Here is a 9,064-nt window from a genome sequence, read left to right as displayed (position 1 = left end):
CCGGGTTGACCTTACCCGGCATGATGGAGGAGCCAGCCTGGCGCGGTGGCAGGTTGATCTCTGCAAGACCAGCGCGCGGACCAGAAGACAGCAGGCGAAGGTCGTTACAGATCTTGGCCAGCTTCATTGCTGCGCGCTTGATGGTGGAGTGCAGCAGCACGTAGGCACCACAGTCAGAGGTAGCTTCAATGAGGTCGCGGGCGGTCTTGATTTCCAAACCGGTGACCTCGGACAGCGCAGCGGTGACCTGGTGGCGGTAGCCGGCCGGGGTGTTCACACCGGTGCCGATAGCAGTTGCGCCCAGGTTGATCTCCAGCAGACGCTTCTGCGCGTCACGCAAGATGGCCTGCTCTTCGGCCAGGTTGTGCGCGAAGGCCTTGAACTCATCACCCAGGGTCATCGGAACTGCGTCCTGCAGCTGGGTGCGGCCCATCTTCAGGATGTCAACGAACTCATTGCCCTTGGCGTGGAACGCAGCCTGCAGCGCGTCGATACGCTCAATGAGGTCCTCCATCGCGTAGTAGATGCCGAGACGGAAGCCGGTCGGGTACGCGTCGTTGGTGGACTGGGACATGTTGACATCATCGTTCGGGTTGATGATGTCGTAGGCACCCTTTTCCTCACCAAGGTGCTCGAGCGCCAAGTTGGCCACAACCTCGTTGGTGTTCATGTTGAGCGAGGTGCCAGCGCCACCCTGGAAGACATCCAGCGGGAACTGGTCCATGCAGCGGCCCTCTTCGAGGATCTGGTCACAAGCCCAGATGATTGCCTCTGCTTTCTTCTTAGGAAGGACGTGCAGACGGCGGTTAGCCATCGCGGTTGCCTTCTTGACCTGTACCATACCGCGGATGAAATCCGGGATGGTATTGATGGTCACGTAGGAAATCTGGAAGTTCTCGATAGCGCGCAGCGTGTGAACGCCATAGTACGCATCGTTCGGAACTTCCAGGGAGCCGAGAAGGTCAGTCTCAGTACGCGTCTTTTTGCTAGAGGCGGACTTCGAAGACTTGTTGGTGGCCTTTTCTTCGACCTGGGACTTTACATCCTTGGTCTCCTTGGCCTCTGCTTGTGCATCCTTCTTAGTTGTCTTTGCCATCGGGGCTGACTCCTTGCATAAAAATCGAAGAACGATGATGGTCAGTCCCCATCGTAGCTAGGAGCCCGAATAAAATGTTTGGAATCTCCCCCTAAAAGCGGGCAATCCGAAGATCCGAGGCAAGAATTGCCTCTGCCCCAAGTTCTTCGAGGCTGTCCATTACTTGGTTGGCCAGTTTGCGGGGCACCATGACGCGCACGGCAACCCACCCTTCACGGGCCAAGGGAGAGATGGTCGGTCCTGTAAGCCCAGGGGTCACTGCCTCGACGTCTGGCAGCTTTTCTTCTGCCACGTTGTAGTCCAGCATGACGTAGTGGCGCGCATTGAGGATTCCTCGAATACGGCTAAGCACAACGTTTTCATCAGCGGTGACGTCTTCTCCCTCACGCTTTATCACCACGGCCTCCGAGGACACGATGGGGTCGCCAAAGGGTTCAAGCCCCTGCTGGCGGAGGGTGGCTCCTGTGGAAACAACGTCGGCAATGACGTCCGCGACTCCAAGGTGAATCGAAATCTCTACTGCACCGTCAAGGCGGATAACCTCGGCATCGATTCCATTGGCAGCGAGGTGATCGCGTACCACGTTGGGATAGGACGTGGCGATACGCTTGCCTTGCAGCTTGGCGACGTCCCACTGCTCCCCTGCTGGTGCGGCGTAACGGAAGGTCGAGCCGCCAAAATTGAGTGCTAGAACTTCATTGAATTTCGCGCGGGAATCGAGCGCTAAGTCTCGACCAGTAATTCCCAAGTCCAAGACGCCTTGTGCCACGTAGATAGCGATATCCTTTGGGCGCAGAAAGAAAAACTCGACTCCGTTCTCCTCGTCCACGACGTTGAGCGATTTACTGTGTCCGCGGCCCTTGTAGCCGGCTTCCTTGAGGATCTCAAGGGCTGCCTCGGACAGTGATCCCTTGTTGGGGACGGCGATTTTGATCATCAGTGTGTGGTGCTTTCTACGGTGAATGCTAGGACGGCTTTATAGCCGATTAAAGGTAGGTGTAAATGTCTTCGAGCTTTAGGCCACGCTTATGGGCCATAACCTGGAGCCAGTACAGCAGCTGTGACATCTCCTCAGCGAGCTCTTCATCAGACTGGTATTCCGCGGCGATCCACACTTCGCCAGCCTCTTCGATGATCTTCTTGCCCAGATGGTGGATCCCTTTGTCAAAAGACTCCACGGTGCCGGAGCCCTCAGGGCGTTCGGCGATCTTCTGGGACAGTTCCTCAAATAGGCTCTCAAAATTCTTCACGGTGGTTTATTCTTCCACACCGCTGCATAAAATTCTGCTAGTCGGCCGAAATTCTCAGTTACGCAAAGCCGGCTGACATGATGCGCAACTGAACTCGGTACGTCTAGTCGGCGCGCAACCGGCTAAACCACTCGTGAACATCGGCCGCCGTCGCCCCCTCCAGATGACGGTGAGCAGAGCCCCGGAGGTCAGTAATTTCGGTGGCTTGCTCGGGCACTGCGACGTGGTCTCCCTCCGGCAGTCCGATGACGGTGCATCCGGCGTCGACAGCCGCGCGCATACCTGCCGCAGAGTCTTCGAATACAAGGCAGTCCCGTGGATCGGCACCCACTCGACGCGCCGCCTCGATATACATATCGGGGGCAGGTTTGCCTTGGGGTACTTCGTCACCGCAAATCGTGTCGACGAAGTACTCGCGGCCTAAGGCCGCAATTGCGGAATCAGCCACATATCGTTCCGTGTTTGTGGTCACGATCATCGGCATTCCCAGGCCCTTGAGTTCGTCGAGCAGCTCGGGAATCCCCGGGAAAATCTCCAGGTGTTGGGCAAAAAGGGACCTGACGTAATCGAACATGAGCGCACGGTAGCGTTCGTTATCTCCTGGCTGAAGCGTAACTCCTGCTTTGTGCGCACAGATGCTGAGTGTGTCTTCGAAGGTAGCGCCAACCGTGGCTAAGCGCTCCGTGGGTGTTAAGCGGCGCCCTAGTGTTTCAGAGAGATAAAAAGTGGCCTCTTCCCACAGGGGCTCGGAGTTGGTCAGTGTGCCGTCCATGTCCCAGAAGATCGCGGCGGGACGGCGGATACGTGCTGTCTGATCGGTATCAGTCAATTAGAAATCCAGCTCCGGTAGCTGCGCGAGGGCTTCATCATCTGCACCAGTTGCTGCAGAGGCGGAGTGAATAAGCTCGGTTAGCTCCTCCTTCTCTTCCGGCTCAAGTACAGCGTCGGCATTCTTGCGGTTGAAAGCTGCGAGCTTCTCGACGGAAGGCCGCACCGCAGCTCCCAGGAGACCACCATCTGGATCATCTGGGAGTTTATCCAGATCCTCGAGGAAGGACTCCAAGATGGAGCGGAGGTCTGGGAGCACCGCAGCATCAAACGGCGCCTCCCAGAATTCCTTCTCCTCTTCCTTGAGGTAATCCCCGGTAGCGAAGGACTGCAGGTTGGACATGAACTCATCAACGGTGGGCTGGAATTCTGCACGAATCGTCATGAGCTAAATCATGCCTGAAGTTTCCTAGAGGCGCACGCCCAGCAATGAATTAACTGCAGTCCGGAGCACATCAGATGCTTCTTCGGAAGCTTCCGCTGCCCCTAAAGCCTGCTCAGCCCACTGATCAAGAACCGCAATAGCGCGCTGGGTATCCAAATCCTCCGCCAACGCTAGGCGCACGTTGTGGACAACTTCCTTGATCTCTTCCACCGTGCCAGGGTTTCGGGAGGCCGCGCGCCAGCGCTCCAAACGCTCCTGCGCGGTGTGCAGGACCTCGTCAGACCAGTCCCGGTCCTCACGGTAGTGGCCGGAGAATACTCCAAGGCGAATCGCCGAGGGATCAACGCCTGCCTCCACAAGCTTGTGGACGAAGACCAGGTTGCCCAAGGACTTGGACATCTTGGTGCCCTCCAAGCCAATCATGCCGGTGTGCACATAGGACTGGGCCATGCGCTCTACCCCAAGAGCGGCCTCCGCATGGGCGGCAGAGAATTCGTGGTGCGGAAACTTAAGATCCGAACCGCCACCCTGGATATCGAAGCTGGAGCCGAGCCGGTTGGTCGCGATGGCTGAGCACTCAATGTGCCAGCCGGGACGGCCCGGCCCGAAAGGAGATTCCCATGCCGGCTCGCCTTCGCGGTGAGCACGCCAAATGAGCGCATCCAAAGGATCGCGCTTACCAGGGCGTTCTGGGTCACCGCCGCGCTCGGCAAAGAAGGTCTCCATCTGCTCGCGGGAATAATTCGATTCATAGCCGAAGTTCTTTGTGGCCTCGATGGATGCGTAGACGTCCGGATAGTCGGGGTCATCGACGACATAGGCCGCACCTGCGTCGAGAAGCGCCTGCACCATTTCCGTGATCTCATCGATGGCTTCCATCGCCCCAACGAAGTGCTGCGGAGGAAACACGGAGAGTAGCTCCATATCTGAGCGGAAAAGGTTGATTTGGGAGGTACCCAGCTCTCGCCAATCCACACCATCGCGCTCGGCGCGCTCGAAGAGCGGATCATCCACATCGGTGATGTTCTGGGCGTAATTCACCTTGTAGCCGTTGTCTAGCAACTGGCGGTAAATCAGATCAAAGGTGAGATAGGTCGCAGCGTGGCCCAGGTGGGTCGAATCATATGGGGTGATGCCACAGACGTACATGGTGGCAGTCTCCCCACTGATGTCGAGTTTCTTTACCGCTTCATCAGCGGAATCATAGAGGTGAAGCGGCGTCGGGGCGCCAGGGACGGAATCGATGTGCGGGACAGGCCAAGATTGCATGGGCACCATCCTAACGCGTACTGACTCCGCAACTGGCTCATGCCCGGCTATTAAGGGGCGAGCACGCCGAGGCCCAGCAAGAGCATGACGAGGAGCCCGACAGGGATGCGGTAGGCCGCAAACCACTCGAAGGAATGGCTACCCACGAACTTCAGCAGCCACGCGATAGACGCATAGCCGACGACGAACGCTATGAGCGTGCCGACGAGCAGTTGGGCGCCGGTAGCAGACTGCCCCACGGTGGGGCCGAAGGCGTCGCCAAGCGAAAACAGGCCTGAAGCCATAACCGCAGGAATGGCCAGGAGGAAGCTAAAGCGCGTCGCTACCTCGCGATCCAAGCCCAAAAAGAGGCCACCCGAAATCGTGCCTCCTGAGCGTGAGACACCTGGGATGAGGGCCAAGCACTGGCACAGGCCCATGACGATGGCATCGCGCATCGTCAGTTCCTCGAAGCTGCGCTCCTTTTTACCCACCCTCTCGGCGATGATGAAGACAAAGGAGAACAGCACGAGCATGGACGCTGTAATCCACAGGTTGCGCAAGTTATCCCTGATCAGGTCCTTGCCCAGGACGCCTAGGATGCCAATCGGGATTGAGCCGACGATGACCATCCACCCCATGCGGTAGTCCTGGCCACGCTGCTCCTTGTGCACGAGACCTACGAACCACCCTTTGAGGATCTGCCAGATCATTCCCGCGAAGTACACAATCACTGCCAGCTCAGTGCCGAGCTGAATGACGGCAGTAAAGGAGGCGCCGGCGTCCTGCCCCCAAAAGAGCGTGGAGACGATGCGTAAGTGCCCCGAAGAGCTCACGGGCAGGAATTCGGTGAGGCCTTGGACAAGAGACAAAACGATGACCTGTACCCATGTCATGGCTTCAGTTGTAGCTGTTGTAGTCACCCGCGACAGCCTACTAGCGCGGTCCATGGCTTCCGGTTTCCACCACGCTGACTGCTAGGATGAGGGATCGTGAAAATGCGTCGAGTCCTGCTTTCTTCTGCCCTTCTTGTCAGCACATGCGCTCTTGCCGCCTGCAATCCCACGGAAGGGGTTGGCGGAGACCCCAACTCGGCAGTCTATGGCAAGGCCGAACCTGCTTCTTCCCCAGAATCATCGAAGCCAGTGGGCACCGTTGTGCCATACGCTGCCGTGACTGACCTCGCGGCGGTGGGTGATACTCTCGCCGTGCGCACCGAGGACTCCCTCGCTGTAGGTTTGGCCGCGGACTTTGAGGAAGAAAAAGCCACGGAGATTTCCGTCGATCAGAAGTGCGGCGACCTCACCGCTTCTGACAAGCATTTCCTCCTCGCCTGTGGGGATAAAGTCTTGCTTATTAATCCGTCTCAGCCGGATTCCCCTCAGGAATTGGCAGTGGATGAGGAGCAACCAGTAACGGTGGCCGCGGAGGCTTCCAGCGGTGAAGTATTCGTTGGTTCGAAGGACTCAACAACCATCGGTGTGTACCGCGACGGGGATCGCAGCACCGGCATCACCGTGGAGGCCGGTTCGGATCAGCTCATTTCCGTTCCCGTTTCTGATGGTGCGGACGGGATCGTCCGCGTCTTAAGGGAGGACTCGACCATTCAATCTCTCGATTGGGAAAAGGACCGTGCGGGCGGGCGTCTGCGCGTAGGCCAGGGCGTAGGCCAGATCGCCGGCGGCGAAGGGGCCGTAGTCGTGGCATCGGACACCGTGGGCAAACGCGTGGCTATCTACACCGCCAGCGACGTTATTCGCCTGCACCAGTACGGCAACACCGACGGCACTCCATGGGGCGTGGCGTGGGATGCTGGCCGGAAGCTGGCATGGGTAACCACCACCGATAACAATCTCCTCGAGGCCTATACCGTTTCTGCGGGCGTCCCAGAAAACGTTGGCACCATGGACACTGTGGCTGATGCACGCACTCTTGCTGTGCTTGGCGACGGCACCCTCGTCACCGCCTCCGCATCCGGTGAGGGCCTCCAGTTCATCAGCGATCCGGAACTCGACGCATCACCGCGCTAGCTTCCGCTTTCAATGACTTCATCCACAACCTCAGCTAAGGACACTTCATGCAGTACTCCGCTCTTGACCGCGCCCGTCATGCTGCCTACCAAGCAGCGTTGAAGGGAATGTTTAAACTCGACCCGGAGCGTATCCACGGAATCATCAACGGTGGGCTGGCCATCTTCCAAGCCGGCGGCCCGCTGAATCGCGCGCTGGGAAAGGTAGTTCCGGTTAATGATCCGGTATTGGAGCAGGAAGTCTTTGGGGTGCGCTTCCCCCGTCCGCTAGGGTTAGCGGCCGGCTTCGACAAGAACGCGGCGGCTGCTGATGTCTGGACCCCCGTTGGCTTCGGTTATGCCGAGCTGGGCACCATCACCCCGAAGGCGCAGCCCGGAAACCCTGCTCCCCGACTGTTCCGGCTCAAGGTGGACAAGGCAATCCTGAACCGCATGGGCTTTAACAATGAGGGTGCTCTGGCTGCTGCGCGTAATCTACGCAAGCGCCGCTACAACGATGTCGTCGGCATCAACATTGGCAAGAACAAGGTCACCGACGCCGAGCATGCGGTGGATGACTACCGTCAGTGCGCCTCTGTGCTGGGGGATCTGGCCGATTATGTCGTGGTCAATGTGTCCTCCCCAAACACTCCAGGTTTGCGTGACCTACAGGCAGTGGAGTCCCTCCGCCCCATCATGGAGGCCGTGGTGGAATCGACATCCTCGCCGGTCTTGGTCAAGATTGCTCCCGATCTCAGCGATGAAGATATTGATGCCGTGGCGGATATGGCCGTGGAGGTGGGCTTGGCTGGAATCGTGGCTACCAACACCACTATTTCCCGTGAGGGATTGAGTACCCCGGCCAACGAGGTCGCGGCCATGGGCGCGGGTGGCGTATCGGGTCCCCCGGTGGCTGAGCGTTCGCTGGAGGTGCTTAAGCGCCTTCACGCCCGCGTGGGCGAGAAACTTGTGCTGGTTTCGGCGGGCGGAATTTCCACGCCGGAGCAGGCGTGGGAGCGTATCACTGCCGGCGCCTCGCTGCTGCAGGGCTACACCGGACTGATTTACGGTGGACCGGATTGGATTCGCGATATCCACCGCGGCATTGCCCAGCAGATTCACGCGCACGGCCTCAGCACTATTTCGGAGGCCGTTGGCTCCGGTCTGGAATGGATTGACTAAGTCCCCGTAGAGTCTTTCGAGGGACTCAGCTTCGTCGAAGAAAAGAAGCGCGGATCGGTTTCCGCGCTTCAAGCGTTTTGCCTAACGCAGTGTACGGCGGATAATGACCGCGCACAGTCCTGCAGCCACGGCATAGAGGAAGACCACGTACTGCCCCATCGTGGTGAGGACAGTACTGGGCAGTGCGCGGCTTGCGATGATGAGTACCAGCGCTAGGACTAGCGCGATGATTTGCTCGCGGCTGCCGCGCTGGTCGCGGCGTTGGGTGCTGAATGCGCCGACGAGCAGCGCCGCACCAACGATGGCGAGGCGTCGCCATGTCCATTCAAAGGTGGCGCCCCAGCCGTCAGTGAAAATCGATGCGAGCCCGAATAGTGCTAACACGGCGGCCAGCAACATGAAAGCACCGCCCACGCGCAGGGCGGCGGGGATATCTACTCCGTCGGTGGTGGGGTTGGTATCCGAATTCCTAGTCATTGTGCCGAGTTTAATGGGCCGTATTAGTGGGCCTCGTACCAGCCCCACGTAATCGCTCGGCCGAGCGAGTGGAAGAAAAGGTTAAATCCAAGGACTGTCGGCGTTGCGTCCGGGTCGATGTCTAAGCGCTCAACGTCGACGGCGTGGACCGCAAAGAGGTAGCGGTGCGGAGCATGACCTGCTGGCGGCTGGGGCCCGTAATAGACGCGCTGGCCGGAGTCTCCGCGCAAGCTGATGACACCTTCATGCCCAAGGTCCTCCGCAGAGCCTGCTCCCGTAGGAAGCTCACGTACGTCAGCGGGAATATTGAACGCAGCCCAGTGCCAGAAACCGGAACCCGTTGGAGCATCCGGGTCGAAACATGTGACAGCGAAGGACTTGGTTCCCTCTGGTACATCCGACCACGAGAGTTGTGGTGAGATGTTCTCAGGAGCGCGGAAGCGCTCTGCGATTTCCGCTCCCCCCTCGATATCGGAGGACGTGACGGTAAACGCGGGGACATCTCCCAGCGGTGCATAAGGGTCAGGGCCCGGGAAACGGGGATCGGTGGCGTAGCTCTCAACGGAATTTGAAGTGTTCTTAGTCATAGG

Annotated in this window: 11 protein-coding genes; 2 read left to right on the top strand and 9 right to left on the bottom strand. The window is 58.8% G+C overall.

Going from position 1 to position 9,064, the window contains the following annotated elements; genetic code table 11:
• The 7 genes from HMPREF2978_RS03640 to HMPREF2978_RS03610 all read right to left on the bottom strand — a co-directional run.
• Window positions 1-1,096, bottom strand: a 1,096-nt coding sequence (locus HMPREF2978_RS03640; protein ID WP_070744107.1) for an aspartate ammonia-lyase, incomplete at its 3' end; no start/stop codon positions are given.
• A 91-nt stretch (window positions 1,097-1,187) separates the two neighbouring features.
• A complete protein-coding gene (hisG, locus tag HMPREF2978_RS03635) occupies window positions 1,188-2,033 on the bottom strand; it encodes an ATP phosphoribosyltransferase (RefSeq protein ID WP_070520538.1) in 846 nt (281 codons plus the stop codon).
• Between the two features lie 49 nt (window positions 2,034-2,082).
• Window positions 2,083-2,346: a phosphoribosyl-ATP diphosphatase gene (locus HMPREF2978_RS03630; protein ID WP_070520541.1), complete on the bottom strand. Its 264-nt coding sequence runs from the start codon at window positions 2,344-2,346 to the stop codon at window positions 2,083-2,085.
• Window positions 2,347-2,449: 103 nt separating this feature from the next.
• Entirely contained in the window at window positions 2,450-3,175 is a 726-nt protein-coding gene (locus HMPREF2978_RS03625; protein ID WP_070744105.1) for an HAD family hydrolase, read from the bottom strand.
• Window positions 3,176-3,559 carry a hypothetical protein gene (locus HMPREF2978_RS03620; RefSeq protein ID WP_070744103.1) on the bottom strand — a complete coding sequence of 128 codons (384 nt, stop codon included), beginning with the start codon at window positions 3,557-3,559 and terminating at the stop codon, window positions 3,176-3,178.
• Window positions 3,560-3,583: 24 nt separating this feature from the next.
• A complete protein-coding gene (mshC, locus tag HMPREF2978_RS03615) occupies window positions 3,584-4,828 on the bottom strand; it encodes a cysteine--1-D-myo-inosityl 2-amino-2-deoxy-alpha-D-glucopyranoside ligase (protein ID WP_070744101.1) in 1,245 nt (414 codons plus the stop codon).
• A gap of 50 nt (window positions 4,829-4,878) precedes the next feature.
• Window positions 4,879-5,730 (bottom strand): undecaprenyl-diphosphate phosphatase, encoded by an 852-nt coding sequence (locus HMPREF2978_RS03610; protein ID WP_210383647.1) that lies wholly within the window; start codon window positions 5,728-5,730, stop codon window positions 4,879-4,881.
• Window positions 5,731-5,805: 75 nt separating this feature from the next.
• Here HMPREF2978_RS03610 and HMPREF2978_RS03605 point away from each other — a divergent pair, with 75 nt between their 5' ends.
• Window positions 5,806-6,837: a hypothetical protein gene (locus HMPREF2978_RS03605; RefSeq protein ID WP_070528290.1), complete on the top strand. Its 1,032-nt coding sequence runs from the start codon at window positions 5,806-5,808 to the stop codon at window positions 6,835-6,837.
• Window positions 6,838-6,884: 47 nt separating this feature from the next.
• The gene (locus HMPREF2978_RS03600) at window positions 6,885-7,997 is read left to right on the top strand and encodes a quinone-dependent dihydroorotate dehydrogenase (RefSeq protein ID WP_070528293.1); all 1,113 of its coding nucleotides are present in this window, start codon (window positions 6,885-6,887) and stop codon (window positions 7,995-7,997) included.
• An 81-nt stretch (window positions 7,998-8,078) separates the two neighbouring features.
• On the opposite strand, the gene HMPREF2978_RS03595 is transcribed toward HMPREF2978_RS03600, so the two are convergent.
• Both HMPREF2978_RS03595 and HMPREF2978_RS03590 read right to left on the bottom strand, forming a co-directional pair.
• Window positions 8,079-8,474, bottom strand: a complete 396-nt coding sequence (locus HMPREF2978_RS03595; RefSeq protein ID WP_070528295.1) for a hypothetical protein — start codon at window positions 8,472-8,474, stop codon at window positions 8,079-8,081.
• 23 nt (window positions 8,475-8,497) lie between these two features.
• Window positions 8,498-9,061, bottom strand: coding sequence for a YbhB/YbcL family Raf kinase inhibitor-like protein (locus HMPREF2978_RS03590; protein ID WP_070528297.1), 564 nt, complete (start codon window positions 9,059-9,061; stop codon window positions 8,498-8,500).
• Window positions 9,062-9,064: the final 3 nt, after the last annotated feature.

The organism is Corynebacterium sp. HMSC074C01 (assembly GCF_001814605.1).
Classification (GTDB): Bacteria; Actinomycetota; Actinomycetes; order Mycobacteriales; family Mycobacteriaceae; genus Corynebacterium.
Note: the sequence above shows the minus strand (reverse complement) of the source record. Positions and strands in the feature narration are given on the sequence as shown.

Bases quoted from the DNA above. Each gene is read 5' to 3' on its own strand.
- HMPREF2978_RS03620 (WP_070744103.1), bottom strand. From the start codon at position 3,559: ATGACGATTCGTGCAGAATTCCAGCCCACCGTTGATGAGTTCATGTCC.
- mshC (WP_070744101.1), bottom strand. From the start codon at position 4,828: ATGCAATCTTGGCCTGTCCCGCACATCGATTCCGTCCCTGGCGCCCCG.
- HMPREF2978_RS03595 (WP_070528295.1), bottom strand. From the start codon at position 8,474: ATGACTAGGAATTCGGATACCAACCCCACCACCGACGGAGTAGATATC.
- hisG (WP_070520538.1), bottom strand. From the start codon at position 2,033: ATGATCAAAATCGCCGTCCCCAACAAGGGATCACTGTCCGAGGCAGCC.
- HMPREF2978_RS03605 (WP_070528290.1), top strand. From the start codon at position 5,806: ATGCGTCGAGTCCTGCTTTCTTCTGCCCTTCTTGTCAGCACATGCGCT.
- HMPREF2978_RS03590 (WP_070528297.1), bottom strand. From the start codon at position 9,061: ATGACTAAGAACACTTCAAATTCCGTTGAGAGCTACGCCACCGATCCC.
- HMPREF2978_RS03600 (WP_070528293.1), top strand. From the start codon at position 6,885: ATGCAGTACTCCGCTCTTGACCGCGCCCGTCATGCTGCCTACCAAGCA.